General features: G+C 59.3%; 15 protein-coding genes. 9 read left to right on the top strand and 6 right to left on the bottom strand.

What is annotated here, in order from left to right; genetic code table 11:
• Positions 1-18 precede the first annotated feature (18 nt).
• The gene (locus ABAC402_RS23805) at positions 19-720 is read left to right on the top strand and encodes a FadR/GntR family transcriptional regulator (protein ID WP_031235137.1); all 702 of its coding nucleotides are present in this window, start codon (positions 19-21) and stop codon (positions 718-720) included.
• 120 nt (positions 721-840) lie between these two features.
• Complete coding sequence (locus ABAC402_RS23800) at positions 841-1,788, top strand: glucokinase (protein WP_023448162.1); 948 nt, start codon at positions 841-843, stop codon at positions 1,786-1,788.
• Positions 1,789-1,855: 67 nt separating this feature from the next.
• Here ABAC402_RS23800 and ABAC402_RS23795 read toward each other — a convergent pair whose 3' ends face one another.
• Positions 1,856-3,070 (bottom strand): glycoside hydrolase family 27 protein, encoded by a 1,215-nt coding sequence (locus ABAC402_RS23795; protein ID WP_031235135.1) that lies wholly within the window; start codon positions 3,068-3,070, stop codon positions 1,856-1,858.
• A 577-nt stretch (positions 3,071-3,647) separates the two neighbouring features.
• On the opposite strand from ABAC402_RS23795, the gene ABAC402_RS23790 reads away from it, so the two are divergent.
• The gene (locus ABAC402_RS23790) at positions 3,648-4,523 is read left to right on the top strand and encodes a UTP--glucose-1-phosphate uridylyltransferase (protein ID WP_023448160.1); all 876 of its coding nucleotides are present in this window, start codon (positions 3,648-3,650) and stop codon (positions 4,521-4,523) included.
• A gap of 52 nt (positions 4,524-4,575) precedes the next feature.
• A complete protein-coding gene (locus tag ABAC402_RS23785) occupies positions 4,576-6,078 on the top strand; it encodes a phosphomannomutase/phosphoglucomutase (protein ID WP_023448159.1) in 1,503 nt (500 codons plus the stop codon).
• A gap of 262 nt (positions 6,079-6,340) precedes the next feature.
• Here ABAC402_RS23785 and ABAC402_RS41180 read toward each other — a convergent pair whose 3' ends face one another.
• A complete protein-coding gene (locus tag ABAC402_RS41180) occupies positions 6,341-8,059 on the bottom strand; it encodes a calcium-binding protein (protein ID WP_023448158.1) in 1,719 nt (572 codons plus the stop codon).
• 918 nt (positions 8,060-8,977) lie between these two features.
• Here ABAC402_RS41180 and ABAC402_RS23775 point away from each other — a divergent pair.
• Positions 8,978-9,193, top strand: a complete 216-nt coding sequence (locus ABAC402_RS23775) for a hypothetical protein (RefSeq protein ID WP_023448156.1) — start codon at positions 8,978-8,980, stop codon at positions 9,191-9,193.
• 377 nt (positions 9,194-9,570) lie between these two features.
• Here ABAC402_RS23775 and ABAC402_RS23770 read toward each other — a convergent pair whose 3' ends face one another.
• Both ABAC402_RS23770 and ABAC402_RS23765 read right to left on the bottom strand, forming a co-directional pair.
• The gene (locus tag ABAC402_RS23770) at positions 9,571-10,230 is read right to left on the bottom strand and encodes a hypothetical protein (protein ID WP_155847296.1); all 660 of its coding nucleotides are present in this window, start codon (positions 10,228-10,230) and stop codon (positions 9,571-9,573) included.
• The gene (locus ABAC402_RS23765; RefSeq protein WP_023448154.1) at positions 10,215-12,728 is read right to left on the bottom strand and encodes a glycoside hydrolase family 3 protein; all 2,514 of its coding nucleotides are present in this window, start codon (positions 12,726-12,728) and stop codon (positions 10,215-10,217) included. Before ABAC402_RS23765 ends, ABAC402_RS23770 begins: the two co-directional genes overlap by 16 nt.
• A 181-nt stretch (positions 12,729-12,909) precedes the next feature.
• On the opposite strand from ABAC402_RS23765, the gene ABAC402_RS23760 reads away from it, so the two are divergent.
• The 4 genes from ABAC402_RS23760 (at position 12,910) to ABAC402_RS23745 (ending at position 16,985) form a co-directional block, all read left to right on the top strand.
• Positions 12,910-13,329, top strand: coding sequence for a heme-binding protein (locus ABAC402_RS23760; protein ID WP_023448153.1), 420 nt, complete (start codon positions 12,910-12,912; stop codon positions 13,327-13,329).
• 6 nt (positions 13,330-13,335) lie between these two features.
• The gene (gene mgrA, locus ABAC402_RS23755) at positions 13,336-14,376 is read left to right on the top strand and encodes an L-glyceraldehyde 3-phosphate reductase (protein ID WP_023448152.1); all 1,041 of its coding nucleotides are present in this window, start codon (positions 13,336-13,338) and stop codon (positions 14,374-14,376) included.
• A gap of 80 nt (positions 14,377-14,456) precedes the next feature.
• Entirely contained in the window at positions 14,457-15,713 is a 1,257-nt protein-coding gene (locus tag ABAC402_RS23750; protein ID WP_082179837.1) for a glycoside hydrolase family 105 protein, read from the top strand.
• Positions 15,714-15,821: 108 nt separating this feature from the next.
• Positions 15,822-16,985, top strand: coding sequence for an alginate lyase family protein (locus tag ABAC402_RS23745; protein ID WP_023448150.1), 1,164 nt, complete (start codon positions 15,822-15,824; stop codon positions 16,983-16,985).
• A gap of 391 nt (positions 16,986-17,376) precedes the next feature.
• On the opposite strand, the gene ABAC402_RS23740 is transcribed toward ABAC402_RS23745, so the two are convergent.
• Together ABAC402_RS23740 and ABAC402_RS23735 are read right to left on the bottom strand one after the other, a co-directional pair.
• Positions 17,377-18,396 carry a LacI family DNA-binding transcriptional regulator gene (locus ABAC402_RS23740; protein ID WP_031235129.1) on the bottom strand — a complete coding sequence of 340 codons (1,020 nt, stop codon included), beginning with the start codon at positions 18,394-18,396 and terminating at the stop codon, positions 17,377-17,379.
• Between the two features lie 216 nt (positions 18,397-18,612).
• Positions 18,613-19,506 (bottom strand): hypothetical protein, encoded by an 894-nt coding sequence (locus ABAC402_RS23735; protein WP_155847294.1) that lies wholly within the window; start codon positions 19,504-19,506, stop codon positions 18,613-18,615.
• Positions 19,507-19,665 lie beyond the last annotated feature (159 nt).

Raw genomic sequence — 19,665 nt, 5'->3', positions numbered from 1 at the left:
GCCTTATGGAAGATGATTATGCGTTCCGAACATGGCGTCAGCCTGGCCTATGGCCTTTTGAAAACGCTGGGCCAATCTATTGTCACCGGGGAATTCGACAACACCATATTCCCGACCGAAGCCGAACTGTGCCAGCGCTACGGCGCTTCGCGCACGGTCATGCGCGAAGCCGTCAAGATGTTGTCCGCCAAGGGTTTGCTGTCGTCACGCCAGCGTCAGGGCACGCGTATCGAGCCGGTCGACAACTGGAACATGCTCGATCCGGACGTCTTGCGCTGGCTGATGGAGCGGCCGATTTCCAACAAGATCTTCCGCGAGTTCGCCCAGATGCGCCTGGCCATCGAACCGACAGCCGCCGCGCTGGCCGCTGAGGTTCAGGACCGGCGCGCCATAGCCCAGATTCGCCAGGGCCTGGAGGCCATGATTACCACGGCCGGCGACCAGGACGCCGCGCTCCAGGCCGATATCGACTTTCATGTCGCCATTTTAAAGGCGTCAGGCAACCCCTTCTTCTGGCGGCTGAAGCCTTTGATCAACAACGCCCTGCAGTTGTCGATCCAACTGACCAACAAGATTTCCGGCCATACGGCCAGCATCGCCGCCCATGAGGCGATCCTGGTGGCGATCGAGCGCGGTGACGGCGAGGCCGCCAAGAAGGCCTCGGAAGCGCTTCTGATCGAGTCGCTGAAGCTGCTCGAAACCGCTTCGCTGGACGCCTGATCACGACGTTAGCCTATTCTTCATCGTTGGATTTGTAGTATCGCCGCAACCCAAGCATAGCTTATACCCAAGTATAGCCTCAACCAACACCGCTGAGGGCGCAACAGAGCGGAACGTCACATGTCGGACGCCATACTATTATGCAACCTGGCCATCAAGGGATGTGCCCGTCTGGCCCTCGTCAACCGGGAGGACGCGATCCAGTCGACTGCCGACTATGCCGCTGGCGACGAACCGGCATTTGAAAGCGCCGTGCACGATTTTCTCGACGATAACGGCGCGCCCTTTCTGACGGCCGCAGCGATCTCTGCCCCCGGCTGGGAGCAGGACGGCATTCAGCGCATGCCCAATCACGGCTACGATATCGAGCGCGAGAAACTGCGCCGCGTCTTCAACGTCAAGCGCCTGCACATCGTCAATCCAACCGTCGCCCGCGCCCTGGCCATTCCCAACCTGGCGCCGCAGGATTATGTGACCTTGAGTCCGGGTGAAGCTATGCCGGAAATGATCGACGCTACAAGGTGCGTCATCGGCACGGGTCCGGGCCTGGGCCTGGCTATTGTGATGAAGGACAGCGACGACCAATGGACAGCCTTTGCCGGCGCCGGCGGCCATATGGACCTGCCGGCGGGCAGTAGCGAACAGTTCGAAGTGCAGAGGTTCATGAGCGCCCGCTACGGCCACGTTTCGGTCGAACGCGCCGTGTCGCTGAACGGCCTGTGCGACACGTGGAGGGCTTTGTCGGGCCACAAGGACGCCGAGATTTCCGCCGAGGACGTCATTCGCCTGGCCAACAACGGCGACGCCACTGCCAGGCAATCGATCGCCATGTGCCTTGACTGGCTGGCCATCGCCGCGTCGGATATGGTCCTGACGACAGGGGGCCGCGGCGGCGTCTACCTCACAGGCCAATTGGTTGACATGCTGTCTCCGTTCCTCGACCGTGAGCGCTTCCATGCCCGCTTCTGCAAGAGCGGCCGGATTTCGGACTACTTAAGGGCCGTACCGGTGCACCACGTCACCTCACCGGACGCCGACTTCAAGGGTCTGAAAACACTGTTTCACTAAGAAAGAGGCGCCACAGACTGGATGATGACTTTCCACGCTCAGTTTGGCCCCACGTTTCCGAAGACCGCTAAACCGTCGGCGTAATCCTTACCATCACGACACCATGCGACGGCACTTCAGCCGAATAGCTGCCCTTGACCTTCCGGGTCACCTGCTTGCTCCACAGATCCTTGACGGTCGCCTTCATCTCCGTCGGCATCTGCAGGGTTTCCCAGTTCACCGACATGGTCCTGGCCGCGAGCGAGCGATTAAACAACACCACGGCACGGTCACCACCGGCCAGCGGCCTCACCCACACCTCAAAGTCGCCCTCGTCGATAACTTTCCGCGCCTGCTGTCCCAGCGGGTCCTGGTCGATCGCGATGACGTCCCTATTGGTCAGGATATCGTGGGTCTCCTGATCCATAGTCGACAGGTCGTTGCCGGCGATTAATGGCGCCGCCAGCATGGCCCATAGCGAGAAGTGCGCCTTGTATTCGGTTGCGGTCATCCCGCCATTGCCGACTTCCAGCATGTCCGGGTCGTTCCACTGGTTCGGCCCCGAGTCCTTCCACAGGTCGGCCTGGCGGTCCAGGATCGACAGGAAAGAGTGGCTATAGCCCTGGCTCACATCCCAGGAATCGCGGATATCGCCGGTCGTCCGCCACATATGCCCAGCCTTGGCCGCCCAGTTGCGCGGCTGGTTATCTCCCCATTCGCAGATGCTGAGCAGAATATCCCGCCCCGAGGCGCGCAAGGCCTTGGCCATGATCGTGTAGGCCGCCTCGGCATTGCGTGTGCCGGTGTAACACCAGTCATATTTGAGATAGTCGACGCCCCACGCCGCATAGGTGCGGGCATCCTGGAACTCATACCCGGCGCTGCCGGGGCGACCGCCGCAGGTCTTTACCCCGGCATCGGAATAGAGACCGAACTTCAACCCCCTGGAATGCACATAGTCCGCCAGCGCCTTGATCCCCGACGGGAACTTGACCGGATCGGCCTGAATGGTGCCGTCGGCGGCGCGGTCGGTCTGCCAGCAGTCGTCGATGACGACATACTGGTAGCCGGCGTCCTTCATGCCGGTCGACGCCATGGCATCGGCGACGGCGCGGACCTTGGCTTCATCGATGTTGCAGGCGAACCTGTTCCACGAATTCCATCCCATCGGGGGCTTCGCCGCCAAATTCGGCTTTGGCGCCGTCAGCTCCAAAGTCTCGTGGGCCGATGCGCCGCCGACCATACTAAAACCGGCTGCGATCGCAGCTCCTGTCATCCACGCCTTGATTCGCCGCATAGTCATGGTCCACTCCCTGGCTGTTTTGCCTGTTCAATTCCGGGCGGAATCTTTCCGACAATAAATAATACAATAACTTAGCTGGCAAGCAGCCCAGTAATAAATATTTTAATTTGCATTATTTTAAGCGCATGATATTTTCTTGGGTAACGGCGCTTTTGTCGTTGTTTCCTTGCCCAAGGATTCCTCCCAACACGACTTCCGCCTCCAGGTGCCTTGCCGGGAGGCTTTTTTTTGCGCCGTGACCCTGTTATGCTAGGGAACGATCTTGCCCGCCCCAGCCTTTGCTAGAGCGCAATCCGATAAAGTGGACGCCATCGCACGGGCACTCCCGTTTTCGGATAAATTGCGCGACACAACAAGAATTTGGAACGGCGTTTTGAGTCCAACAAAACATATCCCGCTCTGGCGGCGTTTGCGCTGAAAACTTGCAATATCACGCGTCAGGTTTAAGACGTTTGGTATTGCAAGAATTTTTCATGACGGAGGTTGCCGTTTTCGCCGCGGCGCACTAACGTGCCGCCGCTGTTCATAATTTCACGCCGTAAAGGCGGAATGCCACAAAGACAATTAAGGGGTTTACGTGTCACAAAAGCGCGTTCGCAAGGCGGTGGTACCTGTCGCCGGACTGGGTACCCGCGTCCTTCCCGGAACCAAGGTTGTCCCGAAAGAACTACTGAACGTCGTTGATCGTCCCATCCTGTCCTATGTCGTCGCCGAGGCCCGCGCCGCCGGGATCGAGCACTTCGTCTTCATTACCGGCCGTTCCAAGGGCGCGATCGAAGACTATTTCGACCACCAGGTCGAACTGGAAGCGCAACTGCGCGGCAAGAACAAGACCGCCATCCTCGACGAACTGCTGGCCGAGTTGCCCAGGGAAGGCGAGATGAGCTTCGTGCGCCAGATGCAACCGAAGGGCCTGGGGCATGCCGTCTGGTGTGGCCGCGACATTATCGGCGACGATCCTTTCGCCGTCATCTTGCCCGACATGGTCATGGACGCTGAGGTCCCGGCGCTGAAACAGGCGATCGACGCCTATGATCAGGTCGGCGGCAACATTATCGTCGTCGAAGCCGTCCCCCACGACCAGACGCACCAGTACGGCGTCGTCGCTCTGGAAAAACAAGACGGCAGGCTGAACAAGATGACCGGGATGGTCGAAAAGCCGCCGCAAGGCACCGCCCCGTCCAACCTGATCGTGTCAGGCCGCTACATCCTGCAACCCGAGATCTTCGGGCTGCTGGCGACCCAGGAACGCGGCGCCGGTGGCGAGATTCAGTTGACCGACAGCATGTTCCGTCTGATGGAGACCCAGAGCTTCCATGCCCTGGAATATGACGGCATCACCTACGACTGCGGCGACAAGATCGGCCTGCTGCGCGCCAATGTCGCCCTGGCCCTGAAGCGCCCTGACCTGGGTGAAGCGGCCCGCGCCGCATTGGTTCCTTACTTTTCCTGAGCTATTGCGCTATAGTGTTGCGCCGCACCATTTTCAACAGACGAGTTGCCCCATGACCGTAAAGCCCTTGCCTGCCATCGCAGAAAACACCTTCGAGTTCGAGACCATTCCGCTGGTCAAGGCGACAGGCTTCCGTGAATACGATGCGCGCTGGCTGTTCGGCAAGGAGATCAACCTGCTGGGCATCCAGGCCCTGGGCCTGGGTCTGGGCACCTATATCCATGAACGCGGCGTGACGCCCAGGATCGTCACCGGCCACGACTACCGCTCCTACTCGATCAACATCAAGAACGCGCTGATGCTGGGCCTGATGCAGGCCGGCATCGAGGTCGTCGATATCGGCCTGTGCCTGTCGCCGATCGCCTATTTCGCCCAGTTTGACCTCGATATTCCCTGTGTCGCCATGGTGACCGCCTCGCACAACGACAACGGCTGGACCGGCGTCAAGATGGGCGCCCAGGCGCCCCTGACCTTCGGGCCGGAAGAAATGGGCCGCCTGAAGGAGATCGTGCTCGGCGGGCTGGGCGTCGAGCGTCCGGGCGGCAAGCTGACCCAGGTCGAAGGCGTCCAGCAGCGCTACATGGACGACATCGCCTCCAAACTGAAGCTGAAGCGCAAGCTGAAGGTCATCTGCGCCTGCGGCAACGGCACGGCCGGCGCCTTCGCACCCCAGGTCCTGCGGGCGATGGGCGCCGAGGTCATCGAGATGGATTGCACCCTCGACTCGACCTTCCCCAAGTACAATCCCAACCCCGAAGACCACGAAATGCTCCATGAGATGGCCAAGGCCGTCACCGAGCATGGCGCCGACCTGGCTCTGGGTTTCGACGGCGACGGCGACCGCTGCGGCGTCGTCGACAACACCGGCAATGAGATTTTCGCCGACAAGATCGGCCTCATGCTGGCCCGCGACCTGTCGGCCATCTACCCGAACGCCACCTTTGTCGTCGACGTGAAATCCACAGGGCTTTATGCCACCGACGAGGTGCTGAAGGCCAATGGCGCGACCACCGTCTACTGGAAGACCGGCCACAGCTACATCAAGCGCAAGACCTCCGAACTGAAGGCCCTGGCCGGCTTCGAAAAGTCCGGCCACTTCTTCCTGGCCAGCCCGATCGGGCGTGGCTATGACGACGGTCTGGTCGCCGCCGAAGCCATTCTGTCGATGCTGGACCGCAATCCGGACAAGACCCTGTCGCAGCTCAAGGACGCCCTGCCCCCGGCCTTCACGTCGCTCACCATGTCACCCCATTGCGACGATGAGCTCAAGTACGAAGTTCTGGAGCGCATCGTCAAGGAATACGAGGCCCTGGGGGCGGCTGGCGGCGAGATCCTCGGCCGCAAGATCAAGGAAGTCATCACCGTCAACGGCGCCCGCGTCCATCTCGAAGACGGTTCGTGGGTCCTGGTCCGCGCCTCGTCCAATAAGCCGGAACTGGTGGTGGTGGTCGAGTCCCTGCGGTCGGAAGACGACATGCGCGACCTGTTCCGCAAGGAAGTGAAACCGCGCCTGGCGGCCTACCCCGAAATCGGCAGCTACAATCAGGAAATCTAGCAGGGCCTCGGGCCCTGCACCCGGCCTCGCGACAGCGTTTCCAGCGCGCAATCCCAAGTGATGACGTTATTCTCGCCCTATGTCTTCAATGGGGAGCGGGGTGGCCCGTGCCATCTTAACACACCCTGTGAGGCGCCAAGGTGCGGAAACTTGCTTCCTTTTTGCGCCTCAAACGCTCTCCATGCCCCACGGTACAGCAACTGGGGTCCATAAGGGGTCAGAAACAATTCTGCCCCCCTCCGGATCGCCCCCGCACCTCCAGTCACCACACCATATGGCTCAGCACATCGGCCTGGCTGGCGCCCACCACGGTGATCACATTGCCCCCACCGAAGTTGATCACGACATTCACGCCAGACTGAACCACCAGCCCCGCATTCGCCACGCCACCGGTATAGGCGTTGACATTGATCAGATCGCCATCCGTCGCATTGAAATCTTCGACCTGATCCGCACGGCTCCCCGCCTGGAACAGGAAGGTATCCGCCCCCGAGCCCCCGGTCAGGGTGTCATTGCCCCCTAGCCCATTCAGAACGTTCGCACCGGTATTGCCAATCAGCAGGTTGTTGACGCTGTTCCCCGACGCATCGATGTTCGCAGCCCCGGTGAGCCGCAACTCCTCAGCATAACGCCCCGTCAGCGTATAGGTCGCCGACGCGTAGATCACGTCATAGCCTTGTCCAAGGCTCTCAACCACCTTATCGCCGGTGCTTTGCACGTAGTAGCTATCGTCACCCAGCCCGCCGGTCAGCGTGTCATTCCCTGCCGCACCATCCAGAACGTTTTTGCCCGAATTGCCGTTCAGTTTGTTACCGACGCCATTGCCCGTTGCGTTGATATCCGCCGTGCCTGTCAGTGTCAGGTCCTCCACGACCGCTCCGGCCAGGGAATAGCTAACCGATGCAACGGCCAGGTCTGTGCCTTGACCGGCCAGTTCGACAATCTTGTCTCCGGAACTGTCGATATAGTAGGTGTCGTTGCCCAGCCCGCCGGTATGGGTATCGTTGCCAACCGCGCCGTCCAGGACATTGTTGCCGCTGTTGCCGGTCAGTACATTGTTCAATCCGTTGCCGGTTCCGGTGAGATTGGCCGCTCCGCTCAGCGTCAGGTTTTCGACGTTTGCGCCAAGCGTGTAGTCAAACGCGGCTTGCAGTGTGTCAGTGCCTTCGCCGGCCGCCTCCATGACGACGTCGGCCACGACATTGATAACGAAGGTGTCGTTACCCAGTCCGCCGATCACCGTATCGACGCCGCTGCCCCCATCCAGCAGGTTATTCCCAGTATTGCCGGTAATGTCATTGGAGAGCGAATTCCCCCAACCGGTGAGATTGTCCGTTCCGGCCAGAACCAGATGCTCGACCAGCTTTCCGACCATCGAGTACGAAATGGTCGAAATCACCGTATCGATGCCTGCACCCGAATTTTCGTTCACGGTATCCGCAACGGAATCGACGTAATAGGTGTCGTTGCCGAATCCGCCGGTCAGGTTGTCACTGCCGGCTCCGCCATCCAACTGGTCGTCACCGTCATCCGCACTAATCAAGTCATTGCCATCGCCCCCGCGGAGCGTGTTGTTGCCACTCCCGCCACCTAGTCGGTCGTCACCCGTGCCTCCATCAAGATCATCGTTGCCGGAATATCCATACAACGAATCGTTGCCGGCGCCGCCGCTAAGAATGGCGTTGCCAACGTAATTCACTTGAAGCGTGTTATTGAAGCTGTCGCCGATCAAAGTGACAAGGGCAGTAGCAATGTTTTCGTGGAAGTTGTCGGGATTAACGAACATTTCCGTTAGGTAAATATATACGTTTTCGACATTGAGAATGGTATTGGTGCCTGCACCAATGCTGAAAACCCCTGTGGCCAAATTAACGGTGATATCGCCGACCGGCGTAATACCCTCACCGAGAGCCGACGAAAAATAGGTTCGGTTGTAAATGTCCAACCGAAATGTATCAATTCCGCCTTTACCGTCAATCATATTGCCTGAAAGGTTCAGGCTAGTGTTCCCAGCCTGTCCGTCTTGCCCACGCGCGCCGTCCCGTTCTCCTGAATACCCCGGAGTGTCAGTACTGACGACACCGCCATCGTTCCCTCCTGCCGCCTTCGTTGACGTTAGCGTGAAGTTCAGCGTCAAAGCTTCCGACGCGGAGCCACCGATCAAACTGTTGGAATTGAAATTTATGGCGGCGGAGCCTGCATCTCCGCCGTCACCTCCTTTGCCGCCATATCCGAAACCCTCACTCCAGTCGGAGGCACCTCCCCCTCTTCCTCCCGCATAACCGTGACCGCCAGAAACCGACAAAGTATTCGTCGTGTTGAATTTCAGCGCAACGCTTTCAACCAGAATCGCCGCATCGCCCCCGTAACTACCTTTTCCACCAGCGCCCCCGGTGCCGCCGAGTCCACCTGTTCCGCCTGGTCCGCCCGAAAAATAGGGATAGGAAATGTTTTGGGCAGCAGCGTACAATGTCAGCGAACGAAATGTTGCGTCGATCACCTCAATTGAGGCGTTTCCCACTGCCCCACCGTCACCGCCGCGACCACCGTCACCGCCCCGCTGAGGTATGTATGCCCAAAAAACACCTGGGGCAGAATATGAGTCTCCGTTCTGTCCCGACGAGCCAGCGCCGCCACTACCACCCACGCCTGAGTAACCATGCGTAACGGAATAAAGGTAAAGGTCCTGCGTAGAGCTTAGCCCTGTAGCACGAATTCGGCTATCGCCGCTGGCGCCTCCGGTCCCGCCATCGCCGCCGTTACCCGATCCAGACATTTTCCAGACTTGGGCTGTAGAGATAATGTTACCGTCACTGTCGCGGGTGACTGAAACAATGTGTAAAACTGCGTTAGCACCGGCATTTCCGGCTGCGCCGCCTTTGCCACCAGGACCGGAAAGTTGGTAAATGCTGTCACTATTGCCGACCAGATCGGCGGGCGTTACGTTGGTGTCCAATGTCTGGCCTGCACCACCGACCTGACCGGCTTCACCGTCTTCCGCTGGGACAGACACAGAGATATCTACCCAGTCTCCCGGGGCGCCATTTTCGCCGGCCGCGCCATCTGCGCCCGCCAGCCCGGTGTAGTTTCGAATTGCCATGCCAGCTTCCTGTGAAAGTTTGCGCCCCAAGCGATGAGAGGCAAGCTGCGGATTTTGGATGAAAAATCTACCCTTGGGGGATTTTAATGGTTAATTTTGTAAGGAAGTTACACATTGGCAACACTCAGGCCATGTTCCCGCAGGGTCAGGCATTATCTGCGTTCAGAGCTTATTCGTCACAAGACAACATTTAGCCACGCAACCGCGCTTGAGCGCAATCCGATAAAGTGGACACCACCGCACGGGCGCTCCCGTTTTCGGATAAATTGCGCGACAAAACAAAAACTTAGAGCGGGGTTTTGATTCCACCAAGACACATCCCGCTCCAGGGCCGCCACTGGCGGAGAACAATCGCCCTCGTTGCGAATAGTCAGTTTTGAAGCGATATTTGACTATTTGGCAGGGCGATTGTCGAAAGAGATATCATCGATGAAAAAGCTGTTGTGCGTATCGGGACCGACAGTCAAGTCCAATTGAAGCTGGCTAACGACGCGTGGATTGAAGCCTTCGGACTCAATCAAATCCCGGAGAGGGATTCGGACTTCATGCCAGTGGCCGTCAAAAATGTTCGGCGCATAGGACAAAACGTCAACGCGCGCGGAGTGTTGTTCGGGCGTATCAAGTACAGTCCCGTTGCATTGCAAGTTTATCCTGAACTGCACGGGCTTGCCCTGGACCTTGATCCAGAAACTGAAAGTGCTCAGCCCCGTGACATCGGTACCTATGTCATCGCCGGTCTTGAAGTTGAACCAATTCCATCCCGCGCCGATCCATTCGCTGTTGCCGGAGAATTTCAACTCGAGCGCCGACGCCCCGCTATGGGCTTGCGATGTTTGCGCTGCAAAGGTTGACCGCGTCGGATTTACCCAACCGCTACCCACGTTTGCGGTTTCGCCATCCCAAACAACGACCCGCGCATCATGCGTGACTTGCGTCAACAGCGCTGGATCTTCAGCAAATGCCGGCGTGCTGGCCGCCACAGGACCCGCCCCCAAGACCAGGGCAAATGTCGCTGCGGCGGCGTAACTGTGCATCGTCATTTCGCGGGACACTCTGCACCTGACTTCGTCTCTGTCAGCCGGATATCCGCAATCGAGACATCCAGTGTACCGTTGGTCTCCATCCGCATAATGGTCGGTGTCGCTGCGAGATCCTGCGTCTTAAAGCATGACAGAGGGACAGCGACGGTAGCGTAACTACCTGCCGGGAGATCCTTCAAAACGCCGGTTATGGGTACGGTCGCCCGTCCTACCCCGAGCCTGACATCACCCGAGGGCACGCTGTTGACCCGGACACTTAACGACAAAAGCATGGCGCCATTGGCTTCTCTCGCGATATCCGACGGCTTGTCCGCCCCCATTTCAACCCACGCCAACGACTTGCCGTTCCAGACCAGATGCAAGGCCCCGTCGCCTTGTGGTTCGACCATCAAGGCCGCGGTACCGTAGAGCGTGGTCCTGGTCCCGACATAGTCCATACGCGGGGCATTGGAATCACCGATCCAGAGCTTGTAACCATTCCACGCCTCACCCTTGGTGTAATAGACGTTCTTTTCTCCGTAGCGGGTCGTATCGGCAACCTCAACCAGGGCCGGCGTTACCCGAGGCGACGCGTAAGTCAGGCCAAAGCCATAGGCAAATTGCGGATCGTAACCGGTATCGCCGACGTTAAGCGGTGTCTGGTCGGGGCGCCTGGGCCACGAAAAACTCAAACGACCGTGAAAATCATACTGCGGTGATCCATCGACTTTCGCGAGGAGAACGTCCGCGATTCCCGCCCCCTCAGAACCGGGTAACCAGGCCGCGACAAAGGCATCTGCCCCATTGATGTGCGGGTTCACATACAAGGGCCGCCCCGACATCATCACGGCAACAACCGGAATACCCTGGCTCTTGAGTTTTCGAATCAGTTCAAGGCTTTGCGCGCTCTTGTGTTGAAGTGCAACATCAGCCTGATCGCCCATAAACTCGGCATAGGGCTCTTCTCCAAAGACGACGATTGCGACGTCAGGCTTCTGAGGTGACGAACCGTCGGGACTGAGCCAAGCCTGTCCGCCGGCAGCCTCGATCTGGGCTTTCAGTCCCTCATAGATCGATGTCGCCCCGGGAAAATCATTCGGCCCGTTGTCAGCCCCCTGCCAGCTCAGGGTCCAGCCCCCCGACTGCATGGCGATGTTGTCGGCGCCGGTGCCGGCGACAAGAACCGTCGCACTGGGACGAATCGGCAGAACGTCATTGTTCTTGAGGAGTACCAGGGATTTACGCACCGCCTCGCGCGCGACCGCGCGATGCAGCGGCGTACCGATCGGCTTCAGGGTTGTTGCGCGCTTGGCAGGAGACGGTGCATCAAATGCGCCCATGCGAAACTTGACGCGCAGGATGCGACGGACGGCATCGTCCAGGCGGGCCATCGGAATCACGCCCGACTTCACCTGTTGCACCAGATTGCCGTGAAGCGCTTTCCAGTCCTGAGGCTGGTTGTAAATGTCCAGACCCGCATTGAAGGCCTGGGGACAATCCGAATTCGTACAGCCAGGAATTTGACCGTGCGCCAGCCAGTCACCCATGATGAATCCGTCGAATCCCATCCTGCCTTTGAGAACATCCGTCAGCAGGCCCTTGTTGGCATGCAGCTTGACGCCATGCCAGGAGTTGAAAGAGGCCATGACGGACTGCGTGCCGGTATTGATTGCATCGACATAGGGGGATCCGTGCAGGCGCGCCAGTTCACTTTCGGAAACCGTCGAATCGCCCTGGTCGCGACCGCCATCCGTGGCGCCATCCCCCAAAAAATGCTTCGCTGTCGCGATAACGTGGTTGGGACCAAGAAAGTCAGACCCCGTCCCCTGAATTCCCGCCACCATGGCGGCCGCATACTGCGAAGCGATGCGCGGATCTTCAGAGTAGCTTTCATAGGTGCGCCCCCAGCGGTCATCGCGCGCCACAGCGATGGTTGGCGCAAACGTCCAGTCCATGCCGGTCGAGCGTACCTCGGCCGCCGTCACCTCTCCGATCCTGCGCAGCAGATCAGGATCGCGGGCGGCTCCCAGGCCGATATTGTGCGGGAACAAGGTCGCGCCATAAACATTGTTATGACCGTGAACCGCGTCTGACGCATAGATCAGCGGAATGGTCACCTTCTTGCCGGGCACAACGGACGCCTGGTAGTAGGGCTCAATCAGGTCTACCCAGTCCTGGACGGTGGCGTGCTTATTGCCCCCAGGCACGGAGCCGCCACCATTCCCGATAGAACCGATATGATATTGCGTCACCTCTTCCGGCTTGATCGCTTTCCATTCGGGCTGAATGACCTGGCCGACCTTTTCCTCGACGCTCATTTGCGACAGCATGCGCGTTATTCTTGCCTCGACCGCCTTGTCGACGCCGAAAGGCGACATGGCCTTGGGCCACAGCTTGGGGTTAACGGCGGCATTACCGGCCTTGACCCGCCCGTCTGCAGCGGCGACGCCACTGGCAAGGGCCACAGATGATACCAGGGCCAGACAAAGCCATGCGCTGCGCCCCCGACCTTCCTTGCGCTTCAAAGCCATCCAATTTCCTCCTGAACTGCGCACCAAAGCGCATGGTAACGTTTTCATATTTTTAAACCATTGCATGCCGTTTTGGCAAGACATTTTATATTCCTTATCAGTTCTGAGCCGCAAAAAAAGTTGACATCGTTTCCATTTTTCAGTTAAGCGCTTGAAACGCAATCTGCAGGAAAACACGCACATGCAATCCAGCCTGGACCTTGGCGAAGACGAAGCACGACTGGCGATCGACGCCTGCGTCGCGGAACTGAAGGCACGCAAAAAAACAGGCAGTGTCGCGGTCGCCGACCGCCATGGCGAACTGGTCGGGCTGTTGCGCATGAATGGCGCCGGGCTTGCGACCGCGACCATTGCCACGAACAAGGTGTACACCTCATCCCGCCTGCGTCAAGCCAGTGGCGACCTGGGCCGCGCCGCTGCCGAAGGCGGCTGGGATGTCCACTATCATGGTGACGCGCGTTATCTGGGATGGGAAGGCGGGGCGCCCGTTTTCTACCGGGGCGACTGTGTTGGCTCTGTCGCCGTCAGCGGACTGACCGGCGAGGAAGACTTCGAAATCGCTCAGATCGGCGTCACCGCCATTCTCAATTCGCTGGACTGAAGACCTATGGCCTTTCCCCTCCCCTACACCGCCCAACCTTCGCGCTACGACACCATGCCCTACAGGCGCTGCGGCCGCAGCGGATTGAAACTGCCGGCAATTTCGCTTGGGCTGTGGCAGAACTTTGGTGGCGACGATGTCTTTGAAACGGGCCGCGCCATTCTGCGGCACGCCTTCGACAAGGGCATTACCCATTTTGATCTCGCCAACAACTATGGGCCGCCCTACGGGTCGGCGGAAGAGAACTTTGGCCGCGTGATGGCCACCGACTTCCGGTCGCATCGCGACGAACTGGTGATTTCGACCAAGGCGGGCTGGGATATGTGGCCGGGCCCCTATGGTGACGTGGGGGGCTCGCGAAAGTATCTGATCGCCTCGTGTGACCAGAGCCTCAAGCGCATGGGGCTGGACTATGTTGACATCTTTTATTCCCATCGCGTCGACGCAGAAACCCCGCTTGAGGAAACGATGGGCGCCCTGGCCACACTGCACAGGCAGGGCAAGGCCTTGTATGTTGGCATCTCTTCCTACTCGCCAGATCTGACAGCACAGGCGGCGGAGATCCTTGAATCCCACAAGGTGCCACTGCTGATCCATCAGCCGTCCTATTCGATGCTGAATCGCTGGATCGAAGCCGAGCTGCTCGAAACGCTCAGCGACCTGGGCGTCGGCTGTATTGCCTTTTCTCCGCTTGCTCAGGGCCTGCTGACCAAAAAGTACATCGACGGCGTCCCTTCGGATGCCCGGGCCGCCAAGGCCGGTTCCTTCAGCCCCGACCTCGTAACGCCCGAAAATCTGCATCGGATACGCGCCCTGAACGCCATCGCGGAAGGCCGGGGGCAAACCCTGGCCCAGATGGCCATCGCCTGGGTTCTTCGCGACCCACGGGTCACGTCAGCACTGGTCGGGGCCCGTACCGTGGCTCAGCTTGACGATACGATGCGCGCGTTAGACAATCTTGCCTTTAGCGAAGAGGAATTGGCCCGCATTGAGGTTTACGCCAGCGATGGCGGCCTTAACATATGGCGCGTTTCTTCAGACTTGTAATCTTTCGTCTGCACCTTCTCCGCCCGCCTAAAGTCATCGCCGCCTGATTGCCAACAGACCTACGCTTCGAGGACCACATGATGAGACGCAAACCTTACCTCCGCTCGTTCGCCTCCCTTGTTGCCCTTGCAGGACTTGCCATTACGCCCGTCGCAGCCTTGTCGGAGCCGGCGGTGACTGGCGCGCCGACACTCGCAAAATCCGCAGGCGCGCCCCCGGCGGCGCGTCCAATGACGCGGGCGGAAATCCTGCTTCTGGCCGAAAAGGTGGCTGATCACCAGATCGCCATGCTGGCCGCCGGCCAGGTGCACCCAAGAAATGCCGCCGATTCCACCGACCCCAGGGGTTGGGTCCAGGGCGCTTTCTTCATCGGACTGATGCACCTGGCTGATCGCAGCCAGAGCCCGCAGTATCGGGATTTTTTGATGGCCCGCGGCGAAAGCAATCGATGGGAACTGGGACGTCGCCTGTACCATGCCGATGACCACGCTGTCGGCCAGGCCTATCTGTGGGCCTCGCGACACGGCGCCGGGCCTGAGGCACTCGCCCCTATGCGTAAAGCCTTCGATCTCATCCTTGCCAATCCGCCGCATGCCGATTTTGCCTTTATCGAACGTCCGGCCGGCGCCGGGGATCCGCTTTGCTTTGATCGCTGGTGCTGGTGCGACGCACTGTTCATGTCGCCACCTGCCTTCATTGAACTGAGCCAGGTCACCGGGGATCCACGTTATACCGCCTTTGCCAAGGCTGAGTTCTGGGCGGCAACGGACTATCTCCTGGACACGGACAGCGGACTCTATTTCCGCGACAGCCGCTTTTTCGATCGGCGCGGCGAAAACGGAGAAAAGATTTTCTGGAGCCGGGGGAATGGCTGGGTTTTCGCAGGCCTGGCCAATATTCTGACTCACCTCCCCAAGGCCGACCCTGACCGCGCCAAATTCGAGGCGCTGTTCAAGACGATGGCGGCCAGGCTTATCTCCGTTCAGAAGCCCGACGGCTACTGGAATTCGTCTCTGCTGGGCGACCCCAAGGGATCCTTGCCGGAATCCAGCGGCACAGGCTTCTTTGTCTACGGACTGGCCTGGGGCATAGAGAACGGCCTGCTCGATCCCGCCGCCTACGGCCCCCATGTTGACCTGGGCTGGCAGGCCCTGACCCGCTCCGTCCACGATAACGGCAAGCTGGGCTGGGTGCAGCCGATCAGTGATCGCCCTGAACTCAACACATTTGACGACAGCCAGATCTATGGCGTCGGCGCCTTTCTCCTGGCGGCCACGGCCGTAGCAGATCTTCAGGAGAAGCCAGGCGCCCAACCCAAAACCCGGCGCAAGCGATAGACCGTGGTAAAGCCGATGCCGAAGGGCTTATGTGGAAGGCCGTACACGGGTTTGATCCACACCATGTCCCAACGCCGAACGAAGCCTCATGCAAGGATTGGCGCCGCAATGCTGGCGTTCATGGTCAGCCTTTGGGCTTACGGCCCCCAGCCAGCCCACGCCGCGGATGCGGTTTCCGCCTTTCGACACCCGGGGGCGCTGAACACGGAGTCCAGTCTCGACAGCGTAAGATCACGGATCGCACAGCATAAGTCACCTTGGGCCAGCGCCCTGATCGAGGTGAAACGCAAGGCTCAGCCGGCCGGCCCGGCCCTGACAGTCGTGGACGCCAGGGACCGGAACCAGGACTCAGCCTCCAGGCTAGAGGCGGAAAAAGCCTACGCCAATGCTCTGGCCTGGCGCCTCACCGGCGACCAGACCTATTCGCGCCAGGCCATTGCCATTCTGAACCGATGGGCGGATTTCCGAGGTTTCGTTGGTGGAACAGATCAGGACCGGTTACACGCGGGGTGGATGGGTGTGCTGTTTGGCGAAGCGGCCGAAATCATGCGATCATCACCCGACTGGACGTCTGACGACATAGCCGCTTTTCAGGCCATGTTTCGTCGCGCCTTCTACCCCCAACTCGCCGTCGCCAGCCGCTGGAACGGCAATGTCGACCTCACGCAGATCGACGCCCTGATGACTATTGCCGTGTTCAACGACGACAAGGTCGAATTTGAACGCGGCCTGCAACGGCTACAAACCCGCCTCCCCGCCTATATTTACCTCGAGACCGATTCCGCCATAGCGCCCATCGCTGGTGACGGGGGCAATGTCGACGTCTTCTGGTTCCGCCCGACAAAGTGGGTCGATGGCCTGACCCAGGAGACCTGCCGCGACAATGGTCACCACGCCCAGTTCGGCCTCGCCTCGGCCCTGCATGCGGCCGAGATCGCCTGGAATCAGGGCGTGGACGTCTATGCCACCCACGCAAAGCGGTTCACATCAGCCATGGAACTGATGTCCCGCCAACTGCTGACAGGTGATATGCAGGGGACGTGCGGAAACGCGACGGCGACAGCTGTGGTGTTTGACACCTTCGAAGTCGGTTTCAACCACTATCACAATCGGCTGGGCCATGCGCTTCCGTACACCGAACGGCTCATCATCGAGCGCGTGAGGCCGCATGGCCGTTCGGAATTGAACATTTTTTACGAATCTCTGACCCATGCGGGCCCCTCGGATACGACGCCAGTCCACATGGGGGAATCCGAGAGCGCAATCCGATAAAGTGGACGCCACCGCACGGGCGTTCCCGTTTTCGGAAAAATTGCGCTACAAAACAAACACTTATACCTATCAACGAAAAGATTGACACTTTGACAGTAGGTAGCCCCCTCCGCCTCGAGCCTCGCCGGCAGGCAGCGCTTCGCCCTTTGGGCTCGCTTGCTCGGCACCTCCCCATTTGAAATGGGGAGGAGAAGAAACCATTGAACATGTTCTTTTTTTCTCCTCCCCATCCCTTCGATGGGGAGCGGGGTGGCCCGTGCCATGGCGAGCAAGCGGAGATCGGAGATCGTAGCGCTGCCTGCCGGCGAGGCTCGAGACAGAGGGGGCCCCTTGCGGAAAGAATGTCAAAGTCAAAGTGGCTTGGTATTGGATCGGGACTTCTAAGCGTTGTTCACCGGCGTGGTGCGGTCGAATTGCGAATGACAAGCCGGTGTGGCAAGATCTCAGCCTTCACAGCGCTATCGTCGGGCGAATCTATCGCGCGCAGGAGCCGTTTGGCAGCGCTGATGCCGACATCCCGTGCCGGCTGAAGCACCGTCGAAAGCGGCGGATTGGCGATCGCTGCATATCGCGTATCGTCAAAACCCATTATGGAAAGATCTTCCGGAACCTTGATGCCGCGCCTTGTCGCGAAACTTAACACACCGAGCGCCATATCATCGTTGGCGCAAAAGATGGCCGTTGGCATATTGGTTCGGGCGCAAATCTCCATGCCCGCATTCACCCCGCCATTGGACGTCAGGTCGGAATGCAGGATGGCGCCTTCCTCAAGCTTTAGTCCGGCCGCTTGCATGGCGTCGGAAAATCCCACTTCGCGGTCCTTGGTGGCGTAGGAGTGCTTTGGCCCTGAAACAAATACGATATCGCTGTGACCAGAGGTGATCAGATACTGGGTGGCATCATGCGCGGCCTGGTAGTTGTTGATGTGGACGCTTGGAAACTGCCTGAGATCGTCACTGATGGGCTCCAGTCCGATAACGATCGGCAGGGTCTTCGACTTGTTGACCTCAATCAGCTTCTTGCTGAACGGCAAGGTCGAGCACAGGAGGATCACACCCTCAACCTGTTTGGCGACCAGCATGTCGATAAAGGAATTGGTGTCTGTGACCCCAGGGCGGGACTCGGTCAGCACAATAGAGTATCGGCTATCAAGGACGCCCCGGATACCTTCGAGAATTTCCGCAAACAGCGGATTTCCGATTTCATGAACGACAACCAGGATAATGTTGGTCTTGCCGCGCCGGAAGCTTTGGGCCAGCATGTTCGGGCTGAAATTGATCTCTTCGATGACCCGGCGAACCTTCGCAAGTGTCTTCTTTCCCACCTTTTCCGGCGCGTTCAGACATCTCGAAACAGTCGTGATGGAAACCCCGGAAAGCTTGGCCACCTCAACGATCGTAGGGTTTGTCAACAGGATCTCCCGAAAGCGCATGGACTAGAGCGGGATGAATTTTGATGAAATCAAAACCCCGCTCTAAGTTTTTGTTTTGTCGCGCAATTTATCCGAAAAGTACGACACACTTTATCGGATTGCGCTCTAGGGGCAACGCCATAAACCAAGTCGCCGCTCAAGAGAACCCCCGGCCGAGTCAAATGACCCACCGGGTATACTTCGCCAAGAGGTTTTTCACTGCGCGCCCCGTTCGGCCTTGGCCTCTGTCCAGTATTCAAGGTTATCGGCGATTTCCGCCTGGATTTCGGCATCCTGACACAGCGACTTATCCGCCTCCGACAAAGCCTCAGCCTCGAAGAAGCACTTTTGCGCCGCGATCCTCGCCCCGATCATATCGATCGGGTCAGCCGACCGGTCCTGGCGTGCGATGACCACTTGCAGGCGGCGCACGAAGTCGAGAAAGTACCAGATATCGAGCTTGCTTCTGTCCCCGAGCCTTTCAGCCTCGGCTTCCGTCGCCGGGAGCCCTTGCGCCAGTTTGGCCAGAGGTAGAGCCTCCAGCGCCGCCGTGGCGCCGGCGAAATCGCCTAGCTCCCGGCGGGCATTGGCCACCCGCACGGCGAGCATGCGCCAGGCCTCGTCTTCCGGCTGGGGCGGAAGAGCCGCAGCCGCAACAGCGAACTCCGCCTGATAACGCGCCTTCTGCCCCGAACCGTCCTCAGCCTCCCATGATGCCGTCAGCAGCATCCAGGCGTGGTTCTGGTTGGCGCCCGACAAAGCCTTCTCCAGCCACGCCGCGCGGTAATAGGGCATTTCGACGCCGGTCATGGCCTTGTAGTCCGCAGACTCGATCAAACCCTTGAGGCGGACGACCTCGTCCTTGGTGAATTCGCGGTAGACGACGAGGTGATTGTCCGGACATTCGGGGATAGGCCCGACCGGCGTCGGCGAATAGCGCTTGCCGTCTGGCCGCGCGCCCCAGGAGGAGTTGGACGCCATGGCCTGATAGCTGAATTTTTTGCCCCCGACCGGGCATTTCATCTCCGCTGGAACATAGGTGGTGGCGAAGGCCGGCACGGCCACCATCGCCAGCCCCATAGCCATCACACTCGCAGACAACCGTTTCATGATCTCGCCCTCCGTGGATAGGCAAGCATAGCCTTGCCACGTCAAAGCGTACAGGGTCGCTCCGAGATGAAGGAACAGCCCTTCACGCCAAGGCTTTGCGCGACAATAGCGGCATGGCTCCGTGCTCCGGGAAGCAGGCTCTGCGACGGATAGGTGTCC

Source organism: Asticcacaulis sp. AC402, from assembly GCF_000495835.1.
Taxonomy (GTDB): Bacteria; Pseudomonadota; Alphaproteobacteria; order Caulobacterales; family Caulobacteraceae; genus Asticcacaulis.
Note: the sequence above shows the minus strand (reverse complement) of the source record. Positions and strands in the feature narration are given on the sequence as shown.